The sequence below is a fragment of the Salipiger sp. CCB-MM3 genome, from assembly GCF_001687105.1.
In the GTDB taxonomy this organism is placed as follows: domain Bacteria; phylum Pseudomonadota; class Alphaproteobacteria; order Rhodobacterales; family Rhodobacteraceae; genus Salipiger.
Window position 1 is genome coordinate 82,052 of sequence record NZ_CP014600.1, and the last position, 26,826, is coordinate 108,877.

Consider the following 26,826-nt stretch of genomic DNA (forward strand, 5'->3'; position numbering starts at 1 on the left):
GCCCGCCGCCGTGCATGACATGAGCGCGGCGGGTGTCGCCAACGGCGTGACGCCGACGAGCGGCCTTTTCAACCATTGAGCAGCTGCCGCGTCTCACTAGGCTCCTTTTGGTATCAGACCACAAAAAGATCGTCGAAGGGTTGCGCGAAATCGATGAGTTTCGCCTGCATAAGGATCTTTTCTTCCGCGGCACCGAGCTCTCCGTCGATCTCTAGAGCCACTGCGATTTCGTGAAGCTCCTCTGTAAAGGTAAGCGGTTCGGAGGTGATCGGCTCCGCCCCGCCCGCCATCGCCAGAGCCAGATCGCCCGTCGGTGCGGCCTCGGCGCCCTCCGGCAGCACGAAGGTCAGATAGCTGACGGCCCATGCGGCGCCGGGGGCGGTGGGGCGGAATTCGCGCCAGATCGGGGTCTCGCTTTCGCTCCACGTGGTGTAGGCGGCATACCAGACCCCATCGGCCCCGCGATCCTCATAGCCGATACCGGGAATGGAATGATCGGTGATCCCATCGCCGTTGCTGTCAACGGTCATGGCGACGGGGCGGCCCGCGTCGATCTCGGCCACATATTCCTCCCAGAGGCTGCCCCCGGGTTCGCCGGTATCCGAATTGTAGAGCGTGTGGGAAGAGAAGGCGCTTCCGGTAAGCGCAGGATAGCCACGGTAGGCGCCGTCAAAATTACTGACATAGGTCGAGCCATAGCCCAGCGGATCAACGGATGTCCCCATGAAGTCCGCGATAGACGTGTAGGGAGGCACCGGAAGCGTCGGATTGTCCGGCGTAGGGTCGTATTTCGCGTTGTGGGCCGGGCTGGAGATCTGGTCCTGCACCGAGGGTGTGGTACTGATCTGCTCCCAGCCCTCGGCATCGAAGAGATCGGGATAGCCGTTGAGATCCCAGTACCCGATAATACTGCCGCCCGTGGTTGGCGAGCAGCCGTGATACCAGTTGTAGGCAGGGACATCCTGCAGCATCCCAAAGAGACCGAGTTCTTTTTCCGCCACGCTCAGCACGTAGTCTCCGGTGCCGTAGTCGCCGAAGGCGCGGGCCGAGGCAAAGACCAACTCATCGCTGTCGGGGGTATATTGGTAGCTGGAGTTCAGGCTGTCGCCGGTGTCATCGTTGGCACCGATTAATTCGCCTTCAGCATCGTAGAGATAAAAATATGGGTCCCAAAGCGGGCTGTCGGATCCCGTCTCTGCGCTAAGATAGAAGCGGTACGTTGTGCCGCCCCGCAACTCGACGCGGAACCAGTCGTCGTCCCCTGGGTAATCGATGCGCCCGTGGGCTGCGCCGCCGACCTCGATTTCCGCGGTCGTGCTTTCATCGCCGGGGACCGCGTCAAAGTCGGCTGCCTCCGCGAGGGACAGCACGTAGCCGCCTTCGTAAGCGTCCGCATAGGCACCGGCTGCGGCGAAGACCCGTGCGTCCTCGGTCGGAGTGTAGAAGAGCTGGGAATTGAGACTGCTGTAGTCATCGTTTGCGGCAAGCAGTTGTCCCTCGGCGTCGTAGAGACGGAAATAGGGATCGGGCAGCGGATTGCTTGACGCCTCATCCCGCACGAGGTCGAACCGGTAGGTGACGCCTGCTCTCAACTCGACCCCGAACCAGTCCCGGTCTTCGAGGAAATCGAGCGTACCCCGCACTTCGCTTCCGACGTCGAGCGTGTAGAGCGTGGAGGCATCGCCCGGCACTTCGGGCTGGAGCAACTCGGCGAGTGTTGCGCCTTCGCGGTAGGCGTTGGGGATGAAGGCGAGTTTGGTCCAGCACCCGTCGACCGATGCCATCAAGCGCCATTTGTTCAAACTCAGATCGTCCGGCGTGATCCCCTCTATGTCAATGACGAGCGTGTCCACGCCGATATCGAAATCATAGAGCTTATCGAACCCTCGGAGGTCTGAAATCACGACGGTGTCTGCGCCAGCCCCCGTGTAGATCACATCCCGTCCAGACCCGCCGTCGATGAAGTCGTCGCCATCGCCGGCACGGATCGTGTCGCGTCCCGCGCCGCCGAAGATGCGGTCATCGCCGGCCAGCGCTGTGATCCTGTCGCGTCCTCCGAGGCCGAGGATGAGTTCGGCATCATCGGTGCCGACGAGCCGGTCACGGCAGTCCGTGCCAGTGATCACCGGCAGGATTGCCCGCAGAACGGAGGGCCCCATGGTTGGGTCGCCCTGCATGGTCATTCCGTAGTGCCAGTCGACCTTCCAGTCGAGCGCTGGCTCATCCGTTGCCGCGGCATGCATCTCGAACCAGTCCAGGAACGACTGGCCCAGCGTCAGCCCTGCGGATTGCGGCCGGTAGAAATCGGCGAAATTGAGCATCGATCCGGTCTTTGTACTGCCGACCGTATTGAGGACGCCGTCACTCAGGAACACGTAAGTGGAGGCGAGGTTGGACCACTGCGTGAAATCGGCGGACGAGCAATTGAACAGGTTAATGAAGGCCGGCTGGGCGTTCAGGTCGACGACGTCCGCAGAGAAGACCAATCCGCCCCCCGGACTAGAAATGGAGAGCCCCGAACTCCAAGCGTGGATTTGCTGGATCAAAGTCTCGACGTCTTCCTGTAGCGCGGCCTCATAGTTTGCGACGGTGGTTTCATCGAGGGCGCGGATGTCGGTCACCTCGGAATAAAGCCCCGTCAGGGACTCGAGATCGCCAGTGTATGGCGCCCAGTCGTTGTCGGCGAACCAGATGGCACGCTCCTGATATTGCCGTCCCGCCGCCCTGACCTCATGCAGCTTTGCAAAATAGGAATTGATCAATTCCGTCTCGCTGGAGCTACTCAGCCCGCCAAGCTGACTGGCTGCCAAGCGTGACACGTAGATTTCCGGGGCGACGTCTCCGTCGCCATCCACGTGGGCGTCGGCCCCGCTCGCGTTGAAAGAATAGCTGCCATCCAGATCCATGAAGTAGAGGTCATGCGGATAGCGCACGAGCTGACCGTCGGCGTCATAGCCATCGTAGGATTTGAAATATTGAACCGGCAGGTCGCCGACGAACAGCGCCCCTTCGAGCCCGTCATTGAGCCATCTCGCTTCCAGTTCCGACCGCAACTCTTCGGCAGAGCCGTCAAACTCGACCACCCGGACCTGGTAGCCCTCCAGCTCGATGTCGGAAATATATTGCTCGAGAGCGCTGCGGATCCCTGGAAGCAGCCCATCTTCGACAAAGATGTCGAGCACCCCCGACCCAGCTTCTCCGGGCGGCGCCGGAGACGCGGACTCGCTTCCGATCTCGCGGCCGCTCTCGTCCAGCACGCCGCGTTCGATAAGGTTTCTCAGACTGTTTGCGCCATTGCCATTCGTAGCGCTCTCGGATGCCGCGATCTCTTGCTGCGCCAAAACGTCAAGGTCATCGAAATCGGCTGCCATAATCTTCGCTCCCGTTGAGTGGTGTCGGCGTGTTTCTCCCAAGGGTAGTGCCGACGGATTGGGAGCGATTGACCGCTATCAATGCAGAGTGCGTGCGACGCAGTCGCAGGCGAAAAGCCGCCGCTGCGCGCGTTGGAACGCGAGGTAGCAGATCGCATGCGCTCATGGTTTCGCGAATTATATCAGTGCCGTAGATGCGACCTGCCAGCAGGATGCCCGTTTCGAGCGGCGAGGCGCCAGGTGTCCGAGGCGGAGAAAGACCTGTGATCGGACGGCGGTCAGAGCGGTTGTTGCGGTGCCGGATCCTCGCCCCGATCCGGGGCCGACAATGACGGTCGTCAAGAAGCGATCGTGCGTATTATGCGAGGCTGGGACCGGCTCCCGGCGCGAGTCCATTCTATAATGCGCTGCGCCAAAGGCTCTTAACCCAGACCGGGAGGGTCAGAGATGGCTCAAGGAACAGAGCGTTTCGTCGATCGCGCAGAGGCCGGGCGCAAACTTGGTGCTCGCCTTGCGTCGATGGCGCTGGAGCAGCCGGTTGTCTACGCCTTGCCGCGCGGGGGTGTGCCGGTGGCGCTGGAGGTCGCACGGGCGTTGAAGGCGCCGCTGGATCTTATCTTCGTGCGCAAGATCGGCGCGCCGGGCGCGCCCGAGGTCGCGCTCGGGGCCATCGTCGACGGCGCGGCGCCGCAGATGGTGATCAACGAGGAGGTCATGCGCAGCTTTGGCAGCGACGCTGACTATCTGGAAAAGGCGCGGGCGCGGGAACTCGTGGAACTCGAACGGCGCCGCACGCGCTACCTCGGCGACCGGCCGCAAGTGTCGGCGGCGGACAGGACAGCGGTGATCGTCGACGACGGTTTGGCCACTGGCGCCACCATGAAGGCGGCGATCATCGCCATGCGCAGGCAGGGCGCGCGCAGCATCTGCGTTGCCGTCCCCGTGGCGCCGTCCGAAGTGGCGCGGGAGTTTGCCGCGCTGGCCGACACGGTGGTCTGCCTGAACCCCGCGCCGCGCTTTTACGGTGTCGGCGGCTTTTACGACGACTTCCATCAACTCAGCGACGAAGAGACCGTCGGCCTTCTGCGGCAGGCATGGGCCGAGGACACCGAGCCGCACCACGCGCCGTCGCGCCGCAATGTCGCCGTGCCGCCGCTGGCTCTGGCCGGTGAGTTGGTTGTGCCCGAGGATCCGCGCGGGCTGATTATCTTCGCTCATGGCAGCGGCTCAAGTCGGCTCAGCCCGCGCAACCGTGCCGTCGCCGAGGTGCTGAACGAGCGGGGCTTTGCCACGCTGCTGTTTGATTTGCTGACTCCGCAAGAGGCGCAGGACAGGCGCAACGTGTTTGATATTCCGCTTCTGGCCGAACGGGTTGCCGAAGCTGTGGGCTATGTGGCTGGCGAGCCCGATGTCGCCGATCTTGCGATCGGTCTCTTCGGGGCGAGCACCGGGGCCGGGGCAGCGCTGGTCGCGGCGGCGAACCTGAAGGGGCGCATCGGCGCTGTCGTCTCGCGCGGGGGCAGGCCCGACCTTGCCGGAGCGCATTTGGCGCAGGTGACCGCGCCGACACTGCTGATCGTCGGAGGGCATGACGAACACGTGCTGACGCTGAACCGGCAGGCGCTCTTCGCCCTCGAAAGCGAGAAGATGCTGAAGATCGTGCCCGGCGCGAGTCATCTTTTCGAGGAGCCGGGGGCGCTGGAGATGGCGACCGAGATCGCCTGCAACTGGTTCGAGCACTACCTGCAGGTGCTTCCCGACACGGTGCACCCAGAGCCCGAACACCATCTGCAGGGGCCCGCCGAGATCGTCGCCGCCCTGCGCAGCGCCGTGATCCCCTTGCCCGAGCCCGAGGAGTCGTCCTTTGGGGCTGCCTTCGATGACTACGGAAGCGCGCGGGTTGTTCTGCTGGGCGAGGCCTCGCACGGAACCTCCGAGTTCTACCGGGCGCGCGCGGCGATCACCATGCGGCTCGTCGAGAGGCATGGCTTTACCCTTGTCGCCGCCGAGGCCGACTGGCCGGATGCGGCGATGATCGACCGCTACATCCGCCACAGACCCGGCGCCTCGTCGCGGCGGCTGCCGTTCTCGCGCTTCCCGACGTGGATGTGGCGCAATCGCGAGGTCGACGATTTCGTCGCCAGCCTGCGCGACCACAATGCGAAGGTGGAACCCGACGAACAGGTGCGGTTCCATGGGCTCGACCTTTACAGCATGACCGCCTCCATCGCCGCGGTGTTGGAGTATCTCGACCGGGTCGATCCGGCGGCGGCACGGGAGGCGCGACAGCGCTATGGCTGTATCGACCCGTGGTCGCAGGAGCTTGCGGCCTATGGGCGTGCCTCGCTCAGCCGCGGCTATGCGCTCTGCGAGGCGCCGGTGATGCGCACGCTGCTTGATCTGCTGCAGAGTGAGTTGCTCTACGCCGCCCGCGATGGGGACGAGTTCTTCGACGCGGTGCAGAACGCGCGGCTCGTCGCCAATGCAGAGCGCTACTACCGGGTGATGTACTACGGCTCGCATGAATCGTGGAACCTGCGCGACAGCCACATGTTCGAGACGCTCAAGCATGTGCTGGACCGCGGCGGCCCCGACACCAAGGCAGTGGTCTGGGCGCATAATTCCCACATTGGTGATGCGCGCTTCACCGATATGGGCAGCGCCCGCGGCGAATTGAACATCGGGCAGCTTTGTCGCGAGGAGTTCGGCAGACAAGCGGTGCTGATCGGCTTCGGGACCCATAGCGGGACGGTGGCCGCCGCTTCGGAATGGGATGCGCCAATGGAAGTGAAGACCGTGCGCCCCTCGCGGCCCGACAGCTACGAGGCGCTCTGCCATGGCGTCGGGGAAAAGCGGTTCCTGCTCGACATGAGGCAGGACATGGACCCGGCGCTGCGCCGCGCGCTCCGCGATCCCCGGCTCGAGCGTTATATCGGCGTGATCTATCGTCCCGAGACAGAGCGTTGGAGCCATTACTCCCACGCCACGCTGCCCGACGAATATGACGCGTTCGTCTGGTTTGACGAGACCCGCGCCGTCACCCCCGTGCCGACGCGCGTGATCGCGGGGGAGGATGAGACGTATCCCTTCGGGCTCTGAACCGGCGGCAGTTTGCCCGCGCCGCGAAGGGCCCGGAAGGCCACATAGATTTAAGCGATTTTGAACAGATCATTGGAGGGTAGGGTCATGGCGACGCAACTGAAGGTGGTATCGGTCGATTTGGTTTCCACAGACAGCGATGGGGTGCAGGGCGATGGGGCCAGCAGCCAAGGACACCTGAGCGCGGATGGCACATGGCTCATCTTTCAAAGCTCGTCGAAGCTGGTGCCCGAAGACGTCAACATCTACGGCGACATCTACCTCAAGAACCTGACCACCGGGGCCGTCGAACGGATCACCGTCGATCCCAGTGTCGCCGCCAGCGAAGAAGGCGGCTGGAACCCGGCGATTTCTGCCGATGCCACGCGGGTCGCCTTTGGCGTCACCTACCGCTACCCGCCGGGCAGCACAGTCGTCGCGGATGAGGCGGTGGCCTTCAAAGACCTGCTGACCGGGGAGAGCATGCTCATTTCGTCAGATGCGCAGGGCGTGGCTGGCGAAGGGACCAGCTATGGCGCGCGGTTCTCGCCCGACGGGACGCAGGTCGCCTTTTTCAGCACCGCAAAAAATCTTCTGCCGGGCGTCGACTTCACGGGATACGGGGTGTTTCTCAAGGATATCGCCAGCGGCGCAGTGTCGCTGATCTCGAGCAATGCAGCGGGCGAGGGGGCCAATGGCTCCAGCGGTGTGTCTTCCTTCTCGCCGGACGGAGCCACCTTCGCCTTCTCCAGCCGCGGTGACAATCTTGTCGTCGGCGATGGCAATGGTGTCGGAGATGTCTTCATCAAGGACCTTACCACCGCCGTCGTCACGCGCGCCTCGGTGACCGCGGACGGCACAGAGGGCAATGGTGAAAGCTCCGGCGGGGCCTTCTCGCCAGATGGCACGAAGCTGCTCTTTGCGAGCCGCGCGACCAATCTCGTGGCGCATGATGGCAATGGCTCGCAGGACCTCTTCATCAAGGATCTGATCACCGGCGCGGTCGAGATGGTCTCTACCGACGCTTTCGGCAACCAGTGGATCGGCGACAGCTATGGCGGCGTGTTCTCGCCCGACGGCACCAAGATCGCCTTTTACAGCGACACCACCAGCCTCTCGGTGCGCGACAGCAACGGCGAATGGGATATTTTCATCAAGGACCTGATCAGCGGGACGGTGACGGCGGTCTCGACCGATGTCGCGGGCGAGATCGGAGATGGAATGAGTTTCTGGCCCGAGTTTCTGCCGGACGGTTCGGGGATCGTCTTCACCAGCGGCGCCTCGAACCTCGTGGCGGACGACACCAATGGCGGTTGGGACGTCTTCATCTCCACCTTCGAGGAGCAGGAGTTGGGCGAGATCGTGCAATGGTCCGAGGCCGAGGGCGGCAACGGGCACTGGTATCACTATGTCGAAGGGCCGCTGACTTGGGCCGAGGCGAAAGCCGAGGCCGAGAGCCGCAGCCACCTCGGTCTGCCAGGCTACCTCGCCACGATCACCTCGGCCGAGGAGAATGACTTCATCCTCGCGATGACCCCGCCGAACGTCTGGGCCGGTGGCACCGACGAACGGGTCGAGGGCGTCTGGGAATGGGCGACTGGGCCCGAGGCCGGGGACGTCTTCTGGACACGCTCTTCCGGCGCTTTGACCTATGCCGACTGGGGCGGGTCCGAGCCGAACAACGCGTGGTCCGAGCCGCCGGGAGAGGACTATCTGACGGTGCATTCGCTTTACGCCACCGGCACATGGGCCGACAATGGCGTGCCGCCCAACCCGAACCAGGCCTTTGGCTATGTGGTCGAATACAGCGACCTCACCCGCCCGCCCAGCGAGATCGGCCTTGGCCGCACAGAGGCAGAAGACCTCGATCTCGGCAACGGCTTTGCGGTGCAGCACAACCCGTGGGCGTCCGAAGACGCCTACGTGCAGGCCACCGGCAGCGGCGCGGCGGCGGCGTCGAGCAGCTTCGCGGGGCCGGGCGGCGTTTACAGCGTCATCATCGGCTATTTCGATGAAGCGGACGGCGCGAGCAGCCTGCGGTTCGAGGTGAATGGCGAGACGCTGGACGCATGGGTCTGGGATGCCGATCCCGCCGGGAACATCGTCACCGGGGCCGCCGCGATGAAGCGGGTGATCCCCTTCGTCACGCTAAACGCGGGCGATATGCTGACACTGGCGGGCACGGCGGATGGCGGCGAGCCGCTGCGCACCGATTACATCGACATCCGGCCCGCGCCCGCAGCGAGCGCGCCGTTCACCGTCGAGGCCGAAACGCTGGAGATCACCAAGGATTTTCAGGTCGTCACCAATCCGCATGCCTCCGGCGGCGCCTATCTGCAGGCGGGCGGCGGGCCAGATCAGCGCGCGCTCTACGATTTTGACGGCGCGGCGGGGCTTTACGATCTGACCATCGGCTATTTCGACGAAAGCGACGGTGTCAGTCGGATGAGCCTATGGCTCAACGGCGCGGAGGTGGACAGCTGGCTGTGGGATGGCACCTTCGGCGATGCCATCGTCACCCCCGCCGGGGCCGCGCAGCATAGGCTATATGGCCTCGATCTCGCCCCCGGTGACAGGATCGAACTGATCGGGCAGCCCGATGGCGGCGAGCCGCTGCGCACGGACTACCTGCATTTCGACCCGCTGAGCCTCGCCTCTGGCGCGGATGCCTTCCTGTTCAGCTAAGCGCGGCGCGGCGTGCCGACTATTAGTATCAACACCCTCAAACAAGCTTCGACGGGCTCACCCCGTGGGAGTATCGCCAACGCTCAGTAGAGTACGGCACACTGAACAGAACTACCTTATAGAGCTGGCTCTACGGCGCGCAGATCACAACCCATCATCAAAGCGCAGTTGCGTCGCCTGCGCTACCAGCCTCCCGGAGCGTTCTCAGCGGCGAGAGCCGCGCTCGCAGCGCGGGCCCAGCAGAAGCATCTCGTCATGCGCGGTGCCGACAGCGATTTCGCGCGGCGGCAAGCCCATGAGCCGTCTGGGAATATCGCTCACCATCGGCACTGCTGTCTGCAGATCGAGCCCGACCTCGCCCACCAGATTGGCAAGGCTCTGACGCAGGTCCACATGCGCGCCCGCCAGCGCGCCTTCGGCATTGACCAGCCGGCCTTGCTCGACGTGGATCTCCTGCCCGTAGAGCGTGAAGTGATCCGGCCCGCCGACGGTTGCCATCGCGTCACTGACCGCAAAGCTCAGCCCGCTGGCAGGACGGGCGGCAAGCGCAATGCGCAGCATCGTCCAGTCGACATGGATGCCGTCGCAGATCATTCCGCACATGACATCAGAGTCGATCGCGGCCCCCAAAAGGCCGGGGGCGCGGGACTGCATCTGGTCCATCGCGTTGAAGAGATGGGTGACGCAGGAAACGCCGCGCCCGAAGGCCACGCGCGCCTCGTCGGCGGTGGCACTGCTGTGCCCGGCCGAAACCACCGCGCCGCTGTCGACGAGTGCCGCCAGCAGCGCGGGGTCCGCACGCTCTGGGGCGAGGGTGATCATCACCGGCATGCCTGCGGACCGGAGCCGTTCGACCAGCGTCACGGTGCGGCGGTCGAGCGGGCGCAGGTATCTCTCGGCGTGGGTGCCACGGCGGGCGGGTGAGAAATGCGGGCCCTCGATATGCAGGCCAAGGATGCCGGTGCTGCCGTAGCACTCGAGCGCGGCGTCGCCGGCGGCTTCGATCACCTCGGGGCGGTCGGTGATCACCGTGGGCAGGATGTCCCCGGTGCCAAGAGCGAGGTGGGCCTGCGCGATATGCGCCAGCCCCTCGGGTGTGGGATCGCCGTTGACCATCGTCCCGCCGCCGCCGTTGACCTGCAGATCGGTGAGCAGCGGCATGGCAAGATGAACCTCCGTCGCCGGTGCGGTGCCGCGCGGGCGGATCGCGGCGACCTTGCCGCCCACGAGCGCGATTTCCTGATCCTGCAGGAGCGTGCCGTTGCTCCAGAGGTAGCGCGTGGCGAGGAGCTCTTCAGAGGTCATGCCGTCACCGCATTGCCTGCGATCAGCGCGTTTCCGTCGGCATCAAAGAAGGTGCAATCGGCGTCAGAGAAATCGAGCGAAATGGCCGCGCCTTCCTGATGGCGCCTCATGCCGGTGGTGCGGACCACGACGCGTTCGCCAGAGGCGAGGTCCACGTGCAGGCAAAGGTCGGCGCCGAGGTATTCCTGAAAGGCCAGCGTCCCGGCGAGGCGACCGGTTCCCGGATCACAGGGGCGCAACGCTTCGCCGCGCAGGCCGATGCGGGCGGTCCCAATTGGCGGCGGGACGGAAAACCGCAGCGCGGCGCCGCCCGCCTGCAGATCGCCGGTTTCGGTCGCCCGTGCGGCGACAAGGTTCATTCCCGGATTTCCGAGGAACTGCGCGACGAAGGCATTCGCGGGGTTCGAGTAGAGCTCTTCGGGCGTGCCGACCTGCATGATCTTACCCTTGTTCAGCACCACGATCCGATCAGCGAGGGTCATCGCTTCGACCTGATCGTGGGTAACATAGAGCATGGTCGCGCCCAATTGCTTGTGCAACGCAGCGATTTCGATGCGGGTGTCGGTGCGCAGCGCGGCATCGAGGTTCGACAGCGGCTCGTCGAAGAGGAAGGCGCGCGGCTTGCGCACGATGGCACGGCCGATGGCGACGCGCTGACGCTGCCCGCCCGAGAGCGCCTTGGGCCTGCGGTCGAGATAATCCTCTATGCGAAGCGCGCGGGCGGCTTCTGCGACCCGGGCGGCAATCTCGTCTTTCGAGAGTTTTTCGTTGTGCAGCGCGAAAGCGATGTTCTCGCGCACGGTCATATGCGGATAAAGCGCGTAGGATTGGAACACCATCGACAGCCCACGCGCCTGCGGCTCGGCGCGGGTCACATCGGTGCCGTCGATGCGGATTGTCCCGCCGCTGGTCTCTTCAAGGCCGGCGATCATTCGCAGCAGGGTGGACTTGCCGCAGCCCGAGGGGCCGACAAAGACGATGAACTCGCCGCTTTCGATGGCGAGCGAGAGATCGCGGAAGATCTCGGTGCCGCCATAGGTCTTTGCGAGGGACGACAGCTCGATCGTGCTCATGTCCTTGTCCTTTCCAGCCCCTTGGGCGCGGTGATTGCGGGCTCGGTGCCGCCCGGGTGCACGGTTTCGTAATAGTCGCGAAGCTGCAAGCGGGCCGCGGCCTCTTCGTCGCAGATCACCGTCGCGCGCGGATGCATCTGTAGCGCCGAGGCCGGGCAGGCCGCGCTGAGCGGACCCTCGACCATCGCCGCCACCGCTTCGGCCTTTGCGCCGCCGGTGGCCAGCAGCAAGGCCTCGCGGCTTTCCAGAATGGTGCCAATGCCGATGGTGATGGCAAGCGAGGGCACCTGCTCGTCCGGGCCGAAGAAACGGCGGTTGGCCTCGACGGTGCCGCGGGTCAGGGTCTTTATCCGGGTGCGCGATGCGAGCGAAGAGGTGGGCTCGTTGAACCCGATGTGGCCGTTGTTGCCGATCCCCAGCAATTGCAGGTCGATGCCGCCTTCGGCGGCGATCTCGGCCTCGTAGCGGCGGGCTTCCTCGGCCGGGTCGGGGGCATCCCCGCGCGGCAGCCGCGCTTGCGCCGCGGGCAGGCCGATGGCGTCAAAGAGGTGGCGGTTCATGTAGTGCCGGTAGCTTTGCGGATGATCCCCCGCCAGCCCGACATATTCGTCGAGGTTGAAGCTGGTAAACCGCCGCCCGTCACAGTCGCCGCGGGCCACGGCAGCGGCCAGCGCGGCATAGACCGGCTCCATCGTGCCGCCGGTGGCGAGGCCGAGCACCGCGTCGGGTTTGGCCACCAGCTGCGCGACGATGCGGCGGGCGGTCTCGCGCGCGGCGGCCTCGGCGTCGGGAAAGATGAGGATCTTCATGGTCTATCCCTTCACGGCGCCCGAGGTCATCGAGCCGCCGATATGTTTGTACATGAACATGCCCAGCAGCGCAGGCGGCAGTGCCGAGATCACGATGATCGCCGCGGCATTGCCCCATTGCACGCCGCCCCCCGCCGAGGCGAAGAAATACGAGGCGCCCACGGTCACCGGCACGGCGTCGCGGGTGGTCAGCATGAGCCCGAAGAGGAACTCGTTCCATGCCGTGATGAAGCCAAAGATGAACACGGTGACCAGCGCCGGGCGGCAGAGCGGCAGCACCACCTTGAAGAGCAGCGTGCGCAGCGAGGCGCCATCCATCCGGGCCGCCTCTTCCAGTTCGAGGGGCAGGGCGCGGATGGTGTTGACGAGGATCAGCAGCGCCAAGGGCAGGTTTACCACCGACAGGATCAGCCCCAGTCCGAGCCTCGTGTCGAGCAGCCCCAGCCCCTGATACATGAGGTAGAGCGGAATGGCGAAGATGATCAGCGGCAGCGCCCGCAGGTTCACCACCAGCGGCATCAGCGAGCGTGCGCCGACCCCGTGCCGCGCCGCCGCCCAAGCGGCGGGAAAGCACAGCGCCATCGGCAGCAGCGTACCCAGAAGCGAGACGGCGAGGCTGTTCCACAGATAGAGCCAGACGTTGTAGTCCGCACCGGCCCCCAGCACCGAGGCGTAGTTCTCGAGCGTGGGCGCCTTGATCCAGAGGCTGGGGTTCGAGGCGATCTCGGCGCGCGACTTCAGCGAGGTGACCAGCGTGGTGATCACCGGGAAGTTCAGCACCAGCACGGCGATGCCGAAGACCAGCCAGCGCGAGACCTGCAGCAGGCGTTTCATGCGGCACCTCCCTTGCGGCGTCCGGTGGCCAGAAGCAGCACTATGAACATGGCGACAAAGACGAGGATCGAGGCGGCGATGGCCTTGCCGATGTCGCCCGAGCGGAAAAAGGCCACATAGACGTAGATCGCCAGCGAGGTGGTGCTGCCGCCGGGGCCGGTGCCGACCAGCGTCCAGACGTTGTCGAAGATGCGAAAGCCGTCGATGAAGCGGATGAAGAGCGCCACCGCCACCGTCGGCATCATCAGCGGCAGCTTGATCCGGGTGAGGATGCGCCACGGCGGGGTGCCGTCCACCGCGGCGGCTTCGGTCAGGTCCTCGGGGATCGACTCATAGGCCATGTGGAACAGCAGCAGCGCGAAGGGGGTCCACTGCAGCGTCTCGATCACGCTGATCGTGGTGAAGGCATTCTTGGCGGTCAGAAAGCCGACCGACAGACCGAACTGGTTGTAAAGGAAATTGGGCAGCGGGCCGATGAACTCGTGCAGGACCAGCCGGTACATCAGACCCATCATTGCAGGGGCGATGACCATCGGCAGGATCAAGAAGGCCAGCAGCCACGGACGGGCGCGCAGCAGCGGCGAAAGATGGACGGCAAGAAACAGCCCCAGCGCGCATTCCGCCACTGCGGTGATCACGGCAAAGCGCAGCGAGAACCAGCTGGCGCGCCAGAAGGCGGGATCGGCGAGAACCTCGGCGAAGTTCGACAGACCGCTGAAGCTGGGCGCGCGGATGGTCTCGAAGCTGACGTCCGAGAGCGCGTAGACGATATCGAGCACGGTTGGAAAGCCGAGCATGACCAGCAGAAAAAAGACCAGCGGTCCGGTCAGAAGCGCGGTGTCCCTGCGCGGCAGCGATTGCATGGGTGGGTCCTCGGAACTTCGGGGTGTTCAGGGCAGGGGGCCGGGCGCGCAGAGCGAAGCGCGCGCCCGGCGGTCTGGTTTACTCGGAGAGCAGATCTTCCATACCGGTGGCGGTCTGTTCGAGCGCCTCGTCGAGCGACAGCGTGCCGCCCCAGTAGCCGGTGAATTTCTCCGCCTGCAGCGCGTAGATCGACAGCGCGTTGGCCGAGGTCGCGCCGTTCATCACGTAGCCGTAGTTCGAGGCGAACTCACCCAGCGGCACGAGGTCGGGACGTTCGTCGGCCACGGCGTCGATCGCCGCACCGGCAAGGCCCGGCGCACCGCCTGCCTTGGCGTAGTCGACAGCGGCCTCCTGCGACGACAGCCACGCGAGGAAGGCCTTGGCGCCTTCGGGGTTCTGCGCGTTGGCGTTGAGCCCCAGCCCGAGGCCGTGAATGTGGGTGAAGCGGCCTTCGGGTCCGGTCGGCGGAGCAACGGTTTTGGTCGTCTCGGCGGTGGCCGGCGCGCTTTCGGGGTCGGTCAGCTCACCCGCCGCGCCGTTCCACTGCAGCATCATCGCCACCTGCCCGGACGTGAAGGCGGCATTGGCTTCGGGGAACTCGTAGGACAGCGAGTCCGTCGGCGTGGCGCCAGCGTCGTAGAGCATCTTGTACATCTCGAGGCCGGTCCGATACGCCTCGCTGTCGACGGTGACGGTGCCGTCGGCATCCATCCAGTCGGCGCCATAGGCGCGCGGCAGGGATTGGAAGACCATCATGTTGAACAGCAGGTTTTTCATCTGCAGCACCGTGCCGTAGCGCACCGGGCTGTCCGAGTTCACCGCCCGCGAGAAGTAGAGCGCGGTGGCTGCGAAATCTTCCCATGTCCAGTCGTCGGGCATCTTGGGCTCGAGCGCCTCGCCGAGGTATTCCTCGGAAATCTCGGCGTATTTGGCTTTGGCGTCCGCATCGGACATCAGCGCGTCGATCAGGTCTTCGCGGTAATAAAGGAAGTGCAGCGACAGGTCGGTGGGCACGCCGTATTGCTTGCCCTCATACTGCATCGTGCCCAGAACGCTGTCGCCGAAGGTCTCGGCGGCATCATCGGCAAGCTCGATCGGCTCCATATAGGGCGCGTAGCGACCGATGGAGTAGGTTGCCAGCAGGTTCACGTCGAAGGCGTCGGTGCCTGCGGCGAGATCGGACTGCAGCTTGTCGAAAAAGCCGTCGCGGCTGAAGAACAGCAACTCAACCTTGTCTTCCTCGGCCACATCCGGCAGCGCGTTGTAGGTCTCGACGACGCTGCGCAATGCCTGTTCCTCGGGACCACCGGGCCAGCCAAGGACGGTGACTTCGGCCTGCGCGGCGGCGGCGGAGAGCGCTAGGCCGGCGGTTAGGATCGGGGCGGTATATTTCATTTGTGATCTCCTGTTGGTATTTGATTTCTTTTTTAATTCAGATCGTTGGTCCGGTTTGCGCCGCGATGTCGGCGGCTCCGATCACGCCTGCCTCGGCGCCGAGCCGAGCGGCCACCAGTTCAGGGCGCAGTACCGGTGCCAGCTCCGCGAGATGCGCGCAGAGGTCCGGCAGGAAGCCCTCGGAAAGGCCGATGCCGCCGCCGATCACGATGAGGTCCGGATCGAAGGTCAGCTGGATGTCGCGGCAGAGCGCGGCGACTTGCGTCAGACACTCGCGGCGCAGGCTGCCCGCCCAGTCCTCGCCACGGCGCGCGGCCTCGAACACAGCGCTGGCGTCGGAGGCATGGCCCGTCTTGGCGGCGGCCTCGGCAAGCCAGCGTCCGGCAACCCGGCTTTCCAGCCGGCTGTCCGCGCCGCCGCGGGTCTGCCCGAAGTGTCCGGCCAGCCCCGAGCGTCCGCTCAGCAGGCGCCCGCCAAAGACCGCGCCGCCACCGATGCCGGTGGAGATGGTGAGAAAGACCAGATCATGCCCGACCCCGGCGCCGAAACGGTGCTCGGCCCATGCGGCCGCCTGCGCATCGTTCAGCGCCTGCGCTGGAACACCGAAGCGCGCCTGCGCCATCTTGGTAAGCGGCGTGCCGGGCGGAATGTCCAGCGTCGCACGATTGAGCGCAGACCAGCGGCCCTGCTTGTCGACCAGTCCGGTGACCGCGATGCCCATGCGATCAAAGCGCCCGATCCAGTCGCCACACAGTTCGTACGCGGCATCGAGCCAGGCTGTCGGTCCGCCGGCGCGGTCGGTGGCGATGCGCCGGGCCTCAAGGACATTGCCGCCTTCGACGAGCGCCGCCATCAGCTTGGTGCCACCGATATCGAGAGCAAGCAGGCTCATGCGGCGGCCCCGGCGCCTGCGCGTTCGATCGCCGCGCTGAACCAGCCGGTCACATGTTCGAGGCGGGTCAGCGCGGACCCGACGGTCACGCAGTCGGCGCCAGCCCGCATGGCGTCTGCGGCGAGCGCCGGGCTGTTGTAGCGACCCTCGGCGACGATGAACCCGCCAAGGGCCCGCATCTCGCGCAGCAGATCAAAGTCCGGAGCTTCGGGCACCGGCCCGCCGAGATATCCGGACAGCGTAGAGCCCAGCAGATCAAAGCCCATCGCCTTGGCACGCCGGGCATCTTCGATGCTGGAACAGTCGGCCATCGCCAGTTTGCCCCCGTCCTTGATTACCGCCAGCAGCGTTTCAAGCGGGGCCGGGCGGGGCCGTGTGGTCGCATCCACCGCGACGATATCCGCGCCTGCTTCGATCAGAGCTTCGACATCAGCGACAAGCGGGGTGATCCGCACCGGCGAGGCATCAAGGTCGCGCTTGACGATGCCGATGATCGGCGCGTCGGTCGCTCTGCGCGCGGCGCGCAGGTTGTCGATCCCCTCGATCCGCAGCGCAGCGGCACCGCCATTCACGGCAGCCTGCGCCATTGCGGCGACGATCTCGGGCCTGTCCATCGGGCCGTCGTCGACGGGTTGGCAGGACGCGATCAAGCGGTTGCGCAGGGTTTCCAGCATGGGGCCTCTCGACTCGTGGTTCGAGGAGCAGGAAACCACCACATCAACTGGTACGCAAGTGGTTTTATTTTTGGTACTGTGTCAGCCGCGGTGTTTCTGGGTCAGCCGCCGATGCCGGTCACGAAGTCGTAGTATTCCGCGTGATAGCGCGTCTGGGTGAATTCGATCGCCTGACCGGTCTCGAGCAGGCATCGGCGCTCGATGATCAGCAGCGCCGCGCCGGGACGCGCCTTGAGCATCTCGGCTTCCTCCGCGGTCATCAGGCCAGCGCGAATGCGTTGCGTGCCACGCACAGGGCGCAAGCCGCGGCGTTGAAGCTCGGAGTAGAGGCTGTTGCCCTCGAAGTCGGCGGAGGGCAGAAGCGCCTGCGGGATGGCGCAATGTTCGATGGCAATGGGGCGGTTATCGGCGAGGCGGATGCGACGCAGCCGTACGACCTTTTCCTCGGGGGCCAACCCCAGCGCCATTGCCTCGGCCGGAGAGGCCCGGGTGATTTCCTTTTCAATCCAGCGCACTCCGGGCTCCATATCGCGCGAACGGATGTCTTCGCTGAAGCTTGAGAGCGCCGAGAGCTGCTTTTCGACCCGTGGCGCGACGGTGGTGCGTGCGCCATGGCGACGTTGTAGCAGGCCGCGGTCGACAAGATCGCCAATCGCACGGCGTACGGTGACCCTCGACAGGCCGAGCCCGGTGCTGAGCGCGCGTTCGCTGGGCAGGCTCTTGCCTGCTTCGATCTCACCGCTCTCGATCGACGCGGTGATGGCACGGCCGAGCGCCGCGTGGCGCGGTTCGGAGGCATTATCCTCTCGATAATGCTCTGCGATATGCCGGGTGAGAACGTCCATGTTCATGTGGCCTTGCACTGGTATTATTCGACGCGAGTGTGGGCGCATACTGGACTAGTGGCGCGTCGAGGTCAAAGTATAGGCTCAGACTTATTGGTTTCAGGCAGTCATCCTGATCCAGCCTCCGCAAGGAGACGATTAACATGAGCAGCCTTTCTGGCTCACAGAAGTGCAGATGGAGGCCTGCGGCCCTTCTTTCCGAAGATCGGCGGCAGGCCATGCGTCGATGTGCGGCGCGTCATGATTGGAATTATCTTAATCAACCGCAATGGCTTACGGCGGCGCGACGCGTCGGCAGCTTATGGTCCCCAAAAGGCGCTCTACAACCGCTGGAAGCGGTGGAGCAAGAGGGGTGCGTTCGCTCGAATGTTCGAGGGGCTGGCAGCGGAGGCCTCCGAAACGACGACGATCATGACGGACGCCAACTATCTTAATGCCCACCGCACGGCGTCGAGCCTGCGGGTTATGAAGGGGCGCGGTCGACTGATCGGACGCACCAAGGATGGCATGAGCACCCAGCTGCACGCCATCGCCGATGTCGAGTAACGGCTTTTCATGATCGCGGGCCAGATCAGCGGCTACGCCGGCGCAAGGGCGCTGCTGAGCAGCTTGCCAAAGGCACGATGGCTCCTTGGCGACCGTGGCTATGATGCAAACTGGTTCGGAGAAGAGCTGAAAGACAAGGGATTGAGGGCTTGCATTCCGACGGGAGGGGTCGAAAGAACCACGGTTTGATACAATCGCTGCCGCGACAAGCGACGCAGCCGCATCGAGATCATGTTCGGCAGGCTCAAGGACTGGCGCCGCGTCGCAACCCGCTACGACCGATGCCCGAAGGTCTTCCTCTCAGCCATTGCACTCGCCGCAACCATCATCTTCTGGCTTGAAGAGCAATGAGTCTGGAACCTAGGGGGAGATCCAAGCGCGACCACGACATTGAAGTAGAGATAAGTACATTCGGGCGCGCCGCCGTTCCAAGCGTAAAGCTGAGTATTCCTGTCAGCAATATTTGTTGACTGATATAGTCGAAAATATTAGGCGGGCGCAAAGTCCCTATTGCTGATTGGAGATCTTATGATGCACCGCCTTGCCGGTTCCGCGGCCCTGATCGCCACGCTTTGCGCTGGTGCCGCGCTGGCCGATCCTGTGACCTTCACTGACATCGCAGGACGCGAGGTGACCGTCGACGCGCCGGTCGAGCGGATCATCCTCGGCGAGGGGCGGCAAGTGTATCTGCTGGGCATTCTCGACCGCGAGGATCCCTTCGAGCGGGTCGTCGGCTGGCGTCAGGACCTGCTGGAGGCGGATCCCGACAGCTACCACATCTACGCTGAGAAATTCCCGCAGCTGAAGGATCTGCCCACCTTCGGCGGGTTCAAGGACGGCACCTTTGACGTTGAACAGGCCGCCGCGCTGAAACCAGAACTGGTGCTGATGAACCTCGAGTCCAAGGCGGCGACCGAGGACGCGGGCTATGACGAGAAACTCGCCAAGCTGGGCATCTCGATTGCCTATGTCGACTTCCGCGAGGATCCGATGGCGCACAGCGTCGAATCCATGCGCATCATGGGCAAGGTCACCGGCAAGGAAGATCAGGCCGAAGAGTACATCGACTTTGTCGAGGCGCAGATGGCGCGGGTGACCGACACGCTTGCCGGTGCCGAATTCGACCGGCCCAAGGTCTTCGTCGACCGCGCGGGCGGCTATTCGGACGATTGCTGCATGACCTTTGGTCCCGGCAACTTCGGCGAATACGTCGAAATCGCCGGTGGCATCAATATCGCAGGAGACATCCTGCCCTCGACTTTCGGCACGCTGAATCCCGAGCAGATCATCGCTGCTAACCCCGACCAGGTCATCGTTACCGGTGGCCAGTGGGACGCCTATGTGCCCGGCGGCAACTGGGTCGGCATGGGGCCTGGCTCGGACATGGACGTGGCGCGCGGCAAGCTGGAGGCGCTGACCCAGCGCACTGCGATGACCGGGATCAATGCGGTGGAGGCCGGTCAGTTTCACGCCATCTGGCACCAGTTCTACGACAATCCGTACTACTTCGTCGCCGTGCAGAAGATCGCCACCTGGCTGCATCCCGAGCTCTTTGCCGATCTCGATCCCGAAGCGACTTTGAAAGAGCTTCACACGCGGTTCCTGCCGGTGGACTACAAGCCCGGCTATTGGGTGTCGCTGAGCGATGACTGACATTGGATCTGCAACCGGATCGAACACGGGGCGCGATTTCTATCGCGCCCTCGTGCTTCGCAGGCAGCTGATCCTGCTGGGCCTTGGGCTGGCGCTCTTGCTGGCCTTCTGCGCCGATCTCGCGCTCGGTCCTGCGAGCTACTCGCTGAGCGAGGTGGCCCGCACGCTGGTGATGCCGGGCACCGTGGACGAGCGGATGAAGGTCATCGTCTGGGACATCCGTATGCCCGTGGCCCTAATGGCGCTGGTGGTTGGGGCAAGCCTGTCGATCGCCGGCACGCAGATGCAGAGCATCCTCAATAATCCGCTCGCCAGCCCCTTCACGCTGGGCATCTCGGCGGGGGCCGGCTTTGGCGCCGCGCTGGCGCTGGCCTTCGGGGTGGCGCTTTTCCCCTTTGCCGTTGATTACATCATCCCGGTCAATGCCTTCCTTATGGCGATGCTAACGGCGCTGGCGATCTATGCGCTCAGTCTGCGGCGCGGGGTGACCAGCGAGACGATCATCCTGCTGGGCATCGCGCTGGTCTTCATCTTCAACGCGCTGATGTCGCTGATCCAGTTCTTCGCAAGCCAGCAGGCGGTGGCCGCGGTGGTGTTCTGGACCATGGGTAGCCTCACCAAGGCCACTTGGCCTAAGCTCGTTATCGCCTGCGCCGCGTTGGCGCTCTCGCTGCCGCTGCTGGCGCGGCGGGGCTGGGCACTGACCGCGATGCGGCTCGGTGACGCCAAGGCCGAGAGCATGGGCGTGCGCCCGGGCAGGGTGCGGCTGGAGGTGCTGATGATCGTCAGCCTGCTGGCGGCGATCTCGGTCTCCTTTGTTGGCACCATCGGCTTCGTTGGTCTTGTCGGCCCGCATATCGCGCGGATGCTGGTGGGCGAGGATCAGCGCTTCCTGCTGCCCGGCGCGGCGCTTTCCGGGGCGCTGATCCTGTCGGTGGGCTCCGTCCTGTCGAAGATGGCTATCCCGGGAACGGTGATCCCCATCGGCATCGTCACGGCGATCGTCGGCATTCCTTTCTTCCTTTACCTCATCCTCAGCCGGAGGGGCAGCGCATGGTAAGCCTCGAACTGCGCGATCTGTCGGCCTGCTACGGTGGCCGTGAGGTGCTCGCGGGCATTACCACCCCAAAGCTGAACGGCGGGCAGGTGGTCTCGCTGCTGGGGCCGAACGGGGCGGGTAAATCTACGCTGTTCAAGCGCATCTTCGGTCTGCTCAAAGGTGCGGGCGAGGTTCGGATCGAGGGCGCCGAGACGCCGCGCCCTATCGCCTATATGCCGCAGGACGATGGCACGCGCCCGGCGCTCTCGGTCTACGAGGCGGTGCTGCTCTCGCGGATGCAGGGGCGGCGGCTGCAGGTCTCGACCGAAGATCACGCCGAGGTCGACCGAGTGGTCGCCCTGCTCGATATGGGGCCCCTGCGCGGACGCTCTGTGGGTGATCTGAGCGGCGGGCAGCGGCAGATCGTCAGCGTGGCGCAGGCGCTGGTGCAGCGCCCGCAGATCGTGCTGATGGACGAGCCGACCTCGGCGCTGGACCTCTCGCGGCAGATCGGGCTGCAGACGCTGATGCGGAGCCTCGCGCGCGAGCAGGGGCTGCTGGTGATGATCGCACAGCACGATCTCGGCCACGCGCTGCGGTTCACCGACGCCTGCCTGGTGATCGCACAGGGCGGCCTTGCGGCCTGCGGGGCGACCGGCGAGGTGATCACGCCCTCGCTGTTGGGCGATATTTTCGAGGTCGAGGCGCGGGTCGAGTGCTGCTCCAAGGGTATTCCGCAGCTTATGGTTGATCGTTGCCTTACGGAAGGCGCCGAGGACGGGGTCAACGGAGAGACACGCGCCCCGGGACTCGCGCTCTGCTGAGATCTCGTCCATGAGAGCGTTGCCGCCGCGCCGCGAGAACGGCAGAAACTTCGGACAGAGGGCGCGATACGGCAGATCTTTTCACGCGATCCGTTAGATAAACGGGATGAGCGGTCCGTCCGTGAGCCACCCTGTCAGGCTGCCGGCCAGCAACGGAAAGAAGTGAGCATGAGCGTCCAAGACCAGTCCGATCTCGCACTGCCGCCCGGCAGCGCCGAACTGATGCCGCCCGAGGCTCTGGCCCGCCACCGCGCCTTCATGCGTCGCGAGGCACCGAAGGTGGAAAGCGACTGGATGCAGGTCGACACCTTTAAGGCGCGGATCGAGCCGGTGGATGCCTCAATGATCGACCGGCTGCACGAGTTGACGGTCAGCGTCTTCTGGCCGCATCGCGCCTCGGACATCGAATTGGTCCTGTCGCTCGGCACCGGCTATCTGGCGCTGGACGAGATCGGGCGCCCGCTGAGCTCGGTCATGGGCTTTCCGAGCGACGATGACTTCACGATGCTGGGGATGATGGTCACCACGCCGAGGCTGCAGTCGCAGGGCACTGGCGGGCGGCTGCTGCGGCGGGTGATGACCGAGCAGGCGGGGCGCGATCTGCGGCTTTCGGCGACTCGGCAGGGGTACCGGCTCTACGAAGGCGCGGGGTTCACACCGGTTAGACTGGTCTACCAGCACCAGGGCGTCGCCAGGTCGATCCGTCCGCCCGAGCCGGTGCAGGGCGTGTCGGTGCGCCCGATGGAGCAAGGCGACCTTGCGGCGATCCGTGCGCTCGATGCGCATGCCTACGGCGCTGCGCGCACGGCGATCCTCGACGCGCTGCTGGCGGTCTCCGAGGTCATCGTCTCAGAGCGTGGTGGCGAGATCGAGGGCTACGCGATGATCCGCAACTTCGGCAAGGGCCGGGTCATCGGCCCGCTTGTTGCCGAGCAGGACGGCGTCGCGATGCAATTGGCCGCCGAGTTCATCATGGCCAATGAGGGCGTGTTCCTGCGTCTCGACACGATCATCGAAAGCGAGCGTTTCGAGGCCTTCGTCTCGGCCGCAGGGCTCGGCGTCTACGACACGGTCACCGACATGCGCTATGGACGCCTGCGCCGGGCGGAAAGCGGGCCGATGACCTACGGGCTGGCGATGCAGTCACTGGGATGAGGGAGGGGGCCATCCGCCCCCTTCGCGTTTCAGGAAATCCGGTCCTTCAGGCCGAAATACATGCCCACCAGCGGCAGGAACCACGGTTTGCCCGAATGCAGCGGCACCTTGGGCCAGTCGAGCCCCTGCAGCGGGTTGGTGTCGGTCCGGCCCATGGCCATATCCGCAAGAACCTGCCCCATCAGCGTCGAGATCTGCGCGCCGTGGCCCGAGTAGCCCATGCCGTAGAGCATGCCGTCGGCCTCTCCGGTGCGCGGGAAGCGGTCCTTGGTCATGCCGACCATGCCGCCCCAGCAATAGTCCAGCTCGACCTTGGCCAACTGCGGGAATATCTGCGAGAGCGCCGCGCGCAGCACTTTGCCGGACTTGGCGTCCGAGCTCTGGTCAGAGGTCGCCGAGAACCGCGCCCGCCCGCCGAAGATCATTCGCTTGTCCGGCGACAGGCGGAAGTAGTTGCCGATGTTCATCGAGGTGACATAGGTGCGGTTGCCCGGCAGCGTTGCAGCGATCTCGGCATCGCTGAGCGGGCGGGTGGCCACAATGAAGGAGCCGACCGAGATGATCCGCTTCTTGAAGAACCCCAGCGGGGCCTTCTCGACACTGTTCGAATAGGCGTTGGTCGCGGCGATCACCCGCTCGGCGCGGATCGACCCCTTCGGGGTCTCGATCAGCCAGCCGCTGCCCTCGCGTCTGCGCCCGGTGACCGGGGCGTCTTCCCAGATCTTGGCACCATGGCGGTGGGCGGCATCCGCCAGCCCGGTCACGTAGCGGCCCATGTGCATCATCGCCGACTTGCCGTAGAGCATTCCGCCGTGGAACTGCTCCGAGCCGACCTCATCCGCCAACTCGTGCTTTTCCAGGAAGCGGGTATCGGCGTCCACCTCGCGGTGGATCGTTTCGAAATTGGAACGCAGCCCCGCGACATGGCTGACCTTGGAGGCGAGCTTGAGCTTGCCGCAGCGGCGGAAGTCGCAGGCGATGCCTTCCTCCGCGATCACGTCTTCGATCATGTCGATCGACCGGTCGTAGGCCTGCCAGAGCGTTTTGGCGCGCTCTTCGCCAAGATGCGCCTTGGCCTCGCCGTAGCCATGCGCCATGCCGTTGTTGAGATGGCCGCCGTTGCGGCCTGAGCCGCCGAAGCCGACGTGACAGGCTTCGAGCACCGCAACGCTCACACCCTCGCGGGCCAGCTTGCGGGCGGCGTTGAGGCCGGTGAACCCGGCCCCGATGACGACCACGTCGACCTTGCCCTCGACCGGACCCGGCTGGGCCGAGGCAAAGGGGGTCGAGGTGGCGTGCCAGTAGGACTGATATTGCATCGCGGTGCTTTCGTTTCAGCGGTGATTACAGGCCGACGACGCCGGGAAGCCCGGAGATGTCCTTGATCTCGGTATAGCCGTAGAAAGGGTTCGCCGGTTCGTGGCCGCGGTTGACCCAAACCTTTTGTTTGATCCCCAGATCATGCGCGGTCATCAGGTCGTAGCGGAAGGAGGAGGAGACGTGCAGCACGTCTTCCGGCCCGCAGCCCAGTTCGTCGAACATGTATTCGAAGGCGCGCATCTGCGGTTTGTAGGCCTGCGCGCTCTCGGCGGTAAACACATGCGCGATCGGCGCGCCGAGCTTGGCGATATTGTGCGGGATCTGGCTGTTCATCGAGTTGGTGAGCGCCACCAGCGGGATGTGCGGGGCGATCTTGGCAAGACCGGCGGGGACGTCGGGGTTCGGGCCCCAGGTCGGCACGCGATCATAAATCTTCGCCGCGATCTCGGGGTCAAAGGAGACGCCGTTGCGCTTGCAGGTGCGCTCCAGAGCGTTGTGCACCACCTCGGCATAGGGCTTCCACGCGCCCAGCACCTCGTCGAGCCGGTAGGCAGAGAAGTCGCGGATGAAGACTTCGATCTTCTCGGCCCCAAGCTGCTCGCCGTAGAAGTCGCGCGCTGCGCCGGCCATGTCGAAATAGATCATCGTGCCGTGACAATCGAAGGTGATGAATTTGGGGCGGAAGGTCATGTCAGTCTCCGGGGTGCGTGATACCGGCATCTTGACCCGCCCGCCACGACAGCGCCTGCCGCGTTTCGCGCTCTCAGCGCAGGAAATTGCGTTTGTCGCGCAGGTCGCGGCACGGACTGCCGCGCCGCGCGCGCTTTCGGTGACTGGCGCGCGGCGCGGCGCGGCATTCTGTTTCCAATGCACTTGAGACCACTACCGGAGACTCCCATGGCCCTGCTCGTACCTGTTGAAACCGCTCCCACTTTTGCCCCTAAGGAGGGCACCGCCGCACCCGACCGCCTGATCGAGGGCGCGCCCGCCTACAAGACATGGGAGCTTGACACCGCGCTGGCTGAAGCCGCCCACTGGGGCAAGATCCGCACCGGCGTCTGGGAGGCCACCGAAGGCAAGACCATCTCGATCAAGGGTGAGACGTTCGAGTTCTGCCACATCCTCTCGGGGCGCTGCGAGATCGCCGAGGATGGCGGCGAGAGCCATGTTTTCGGCCCCGGCGACAGCTTCATCATGAAGCCTGGCTTCACCGGCACCTGGAACACGCTCGAGACGGTGCGCAAGATCTTCGTGATCGCCTCCTGATGCGGGCAGCGGAGATCCTCGAAAGGCTCGTCGCCTTTCCCAGTGTCGTCGGCACCTCGAACACGGCGCTGATGGATTACGTCGCGCACTATCTTTCGGGGCACGGCGCGCGGGTCACCCGCTTGGTTGGCCCCGAGGGCGACCGCGAGAACCTCTTTGCCACGATCGGCGATCCGTCGGTGCCCGGCTACATCCTGTCGGGTCATGTTGACGTGGTGCCGGCGCAGGAGCCGGGCTGGCTGGGCGATCCCTTCGTGCTGCGGCGGGATGGCGCGCGGCTTATCGGCCGCGGCGCCTGCGACATGAAAGGGTTCGATGCTGCCGTGCTCGCTGCGGTGCCGGAGCTTGCTGCGATGCCGCTGAAGGCGCCGGTCCACATCGCGCTTTCCTACGACGAGGAGGCGGGCTGCCGCGGCGTGCGGCACCTGCTGGCGAAACTGCCGGAGCTTTGCGCCGCACCGCTCGGTTGCATCGTCGGCGAACCCTCGGGGCTGGTGCCGGTGCTCGCGCACAAGGGCAAGGCCGCGCTGCGGCTGGTGGCGACGGGCGTTTCGGGACATTCGTCGCGGCCCGACCTGGGCAACAATGCTATCCATGCGCTCGCGCCGGCGCTTTCTGCCGCTGTCGTGCTGGCCGAGAGCCTGAAGTCGGGCCCGCAGGACGCACGCTTCGCACCCTCCCATTCGACGGTGCAGATCGGCACCGTGTCGGGCGGGCAGGCGCTCAACATCATCCCGGACCGGGCCGAGGCCTGCATAGAGGCGCGCGCCATCCCCGGCGTCGATCCGCGGCAGGTGCTCGCGCCACTGCTGGAGGTTCCGGGGGGAATCGACGCCGAATGGCTGTCTGACTATCCGGCGCTGGCGCTCGACGCGGACCATCCGCTTGCGGCCCTCGCCTCCGAGATCTCGGGTCATGCGCCGCTGCAGGCCGTGTCCTACGGAACCGAAGCGGGGCTTTTCCAGCAGGCGGGCGTTCCCTCGATCGTCTGTGGTCCGGGTGACATAGCGCGGGCGCACAAGCCCGAGGAATACCTGACCGAGGCCGAACTGGCGGGCGCAACCGAGATGGTCCTGTCGTTCGGCCGGAGCCTCTGCTGAGCGCGGCATATCCTGCGGCGGCCGGAGGTCGCCGCGGGGAAAACTGCTGTGCGCGCAGCGGATCAGGCCGAACCTGCCGCCTGTCGTACACTAGCCTG

At 65.0% G+C, this 26,826-nt stretch carries 20 protein-coding genes and 1 pseudogene; 9 read left to right on the forward strand and 12 right to left on the reverse strand.

The features are described from left to right. Positions 1-113: 113 nt before the first annotated feature. The gene (locus AYJ57_RS24670) at positions 114-3,371 is read right to left on the reverse strand and encodes a hypothetical protein (RefSeq protein WP_066112156.1); all 3,258 of its coding nucleotides are present in this window, start codon (positions 3,369-3,371) and stop codon (positions 114-116) included. Between the two features lie 447 nt (positions 3,372-3,818). Here AYJ57_RS24670 and AYJ57_RS24675 point away from each other — a divergent pair, with 447 nt between their 5' ends. Next, complete coding sequence (locus AYJ57_RS24675; protein ID WP_066112159.1) at positions 3,819-6,470, forward strand: alpha/beta family hydrolase; 2,652 nt, start codon at positions 3,819-3,821, stop codon at positions 6,468-6,470. 87 nt (positions 6,471-6,557) lie between these two features. Next, entirely contained in the window at positions 6,558-9,134 is a 2,577-nt protein-coding gene (locus tag AYJ57_RS24680) for a PD40 domain-containing protein (protein ID WP_066112162.1), read from the forward strand. A gap of 204 nt (positions 9,135-9,338) precedes the next feature. On the opposite strand, the gene AYJ57_RS24685 is transcribed toward AYJ57_RS24680, so the two are convergent. From AYJ57_RS24685 to AYJ57_RS24725, 9 genes are all read right to left on the reverse strand, one after another. Then, complete coding sequence (locus AYJ57_RS24685) at positions 9,339-10,439, reverse strand: N-acetylglucosamine-6-phosphate deacetylase (protein ID WP_066112166.1); 1,101 nt, start codon at positions 10,437-10,439, stop codon at positions 9,339-9,341. Continuing rightward, entirely contained in the window at positions 10,436-11,512 is a 1,077-nt protein-coding gene (locus AYJ57_RS24690; protein WP_066112169.1) for an ABC transporter ATP-binding protein, read from the reverse strand. The genes AYJ57_RS24685 and AYJ57_RS24690 overlap by 4 nt, the downstream gene beginning before the upstream one ends. Continuing rightward, complete coding sequence (nagB, locus tag AYJ57_RS24695; protein ID WP_066112171.1) at positions 11,509-12,321, reverse strand: glucosamine-6-phosphate deaminase; 813 nt, start codon at positions 12,319-12,321, stop codon at positions 11,509-11,511. The genes AYJ57_RS24690 and nagB overlap by 4 nt, the downstream gene beginning before the upstream one ends. Positions 12,322-12,324: 3 nt before the next feature. Next, on the reverse strand, positions 12,325-13,155 hold the full coding sequence (locus tag AYJ57_RS24700) for a carbohydrate ABC transporter permease (protein WP_224905286.1): 831 nt from the start codon (positions 13,153-13,155) through the stop codon (positions 12,325-12,327). Further along, positions 13,152-14,018: a carbohydrate ABC transporter permease gene (locus AYJ57_RS24705; protein WP_066112173.1), complete on the reverse strand. Its 867-nt coding sequence runs from the start codon at positions 14,016-14,018 to the stop codon at positions 13,152-13,154. The genes AYJ57_RS24700 and AYJ57_RS24705 overlap by 4 nt, the downstream gene beginning before the upstream one ends. Positions 14,019-14,097: 79 nt before the next feature. After that, complete coding sequence (locus AYJ57_RS24710; protein WP_066112176.1) at positions 14,098-15,414, reverse strand: extracellular solute-binding protein; 1,317 nt, start codon at positions 15,412-15,414, stop codon at positions 14,098-14,100. 37 nt (positions 15,415-15,451) lie between these two features. After that, positions 15,452-16,306 carry an ROK family protein gene (locus AYJ57_RS24715; RefSeq protein ID WP_066112179.1) on the reverse strand — a complete coding sequence of 285 codons (855 nt, stop codon included), beginning with the start codon at positions 16,304-16,306 and terminating at the stop codon, positions 15,452-15,454. Then, positions 16,303-16,980 (reverse strand): N-acetylmannosamine-6-phosphate 2-epimerase, encoded by a 678-nt coding sequence (locus AYJ57_RS24720; protein WP_066112182.1) that lies wholly within the window; start codon positions 16,978-16,980, stop codon positions 16,303-16,305. The genes AYJ57_RS24715 and AYJ57_RS24720 overlap by 4 nt, the downstream gene beginning before the upstream one ends. A 101-nt stretch (positions 16,981-17,081) precedes the next feature. After that, positions 17,082-17,825 (reverse strand): GntR family transcriptional regulator, encoded by a 744-nt coding sequence (locus AYJ57_RS24725; protein ID WP_066112185.1) that lies wholly within the window; start codon positions 17,823-17,825, stop codon positions 17,082-17,084. 175 nt (positions 17,826-18,000) lie between these two features. On the opposite strand from AYJ57_RS24725, the pseudogene AYJ57_RS25740 reads away from it, so the two are divergent. The 5 genes and pseudogenes from AYJ57_RS25740 to AYJ57_RS24750 all read left to right on the forward strand — a co-directional run bounded on the left by AYJ57_RS25740 (position 18,001) and on the right by AYJ57_RS24750 (position 23,042). Next, positions 18,001-18,722 (forward strand): annotated as a pseudogene (locus tag AYJ57_RS25740) (IS5 family transposase). 177 nt (positions 18,723-18,899) lie between these two features. Beyond that, a complete protein-coding gene (locus AYJ57_RS24735; RefSeq protein ID WP_157374399.1) occupies positions 18,900-20,024 on the forward strand; it encodes an ABC transporter substrate-binding protein in 1,125 nt (374 codons plus the stop codon). Next, positions 20,017-21,084: a FecCD family ABC transporter permease gene (locus AYJ57_RS24740; protein ID WP_066112187.1), complete on the forward strand. Its 1,068-nt coding sequence runs from the start codon at positions 20,017-20,019 to the stop codon at positions 21,082-21,084. The genes AYJ57_RS24735 and AYJ57_RS24740 overlap by 8 nt, the downstream gene beginning before the upstream one ends. Beyond that, the gene (locus tag AYJ57_RS24745; RefSeq protein WP_066112189.1) at positions 21,078-21,887 is read left to right on the forward strand and encodes an ABC transporter ATP-binding protein; all 810 of its coding nucleotides are present in this window, start codon (positions 21,078-21,080) and stop codon (positions 21,885-21,887) included. Before AYJ57_RS24740 ends, AYJ57_RS24745 begins: the two co-directional genes overlap by 7 nt. Before the next feature lie 168 nt (positions 21,888-22,055). Beyond that, complete coding sequence (locus AYJ57_RS24750; RefSeq protein ID WP_083191539.1) at positions 22,056-23,042, forward strand: GNAT family N-acetyltransferase; 987 nt, start codon at positions 22,056-22,058, stop codon at positions 23,040-23,042. A gap of 29 nt (positions 23,043-23,071) precedes the next feature. Here AYJ57_RS24750 and AYJ57_RS24755 read toward each other — a convergent pair whose 3' ends face one another. Then, complete coding sequence (locus AYJ57_RS24755) at positions 23,072-24,361, reverse strand: NAD(P)/FAD-dependent oxidoreductase (protein ID WP_066112192.1); 1,290 nt, start codon at positions 24,359-24,361, stop codon at positions 23,072-23,074. A 25-nt stretch (positions 24,362-24,386) separates the two neighbouring features. Further along, positions 24,387-25,052 carry a haloacid dehalogenase type II gene (locus tag AYJ57_RS24760; RefSeq protein ID WP_066112195.1) on the reverse strand — a complete coding sequence of 222 codons (666 nt, stop codon included), beginning with the start codon at positions 25,050-25,052 and terminating at the stop codon, positions 24,387-24,389. Between the two features lie 207 nt (positions 25,053-25,259). Between AYJ57_RS24760 and AYJ57_RS24765 the strand changes: the two genes are divergently transcribed. Together AYJ57_RS24765 and argE are read left to right on the forward strand one after the other, a co-directional pair. After that, a complete protein-coding gene (locus AYJ57_RS24765) occupies positions 25,260-25,628 on the forward strand; it encodes a cupin domain-containing protein (protein WP_066112197.1) in 369 nt (122 codons plus the stop codon). After that, positions 25,628-26,728, forward strand: coding sequence for an acetylornithine deacetylase (argE, locus tag AYJ57_RS24770; RefSeq protein WP_066112200.1), 1,101 nt, complete (start codon positions 25,628-25,630; stop codon positions 26,726-26,728). Before AYJ57_RS24765 ends, argE begins: the two co-directional genes overlap by 1 nt. Positions 26,729-26,826 lie beyond the last annotated feature (98 nt).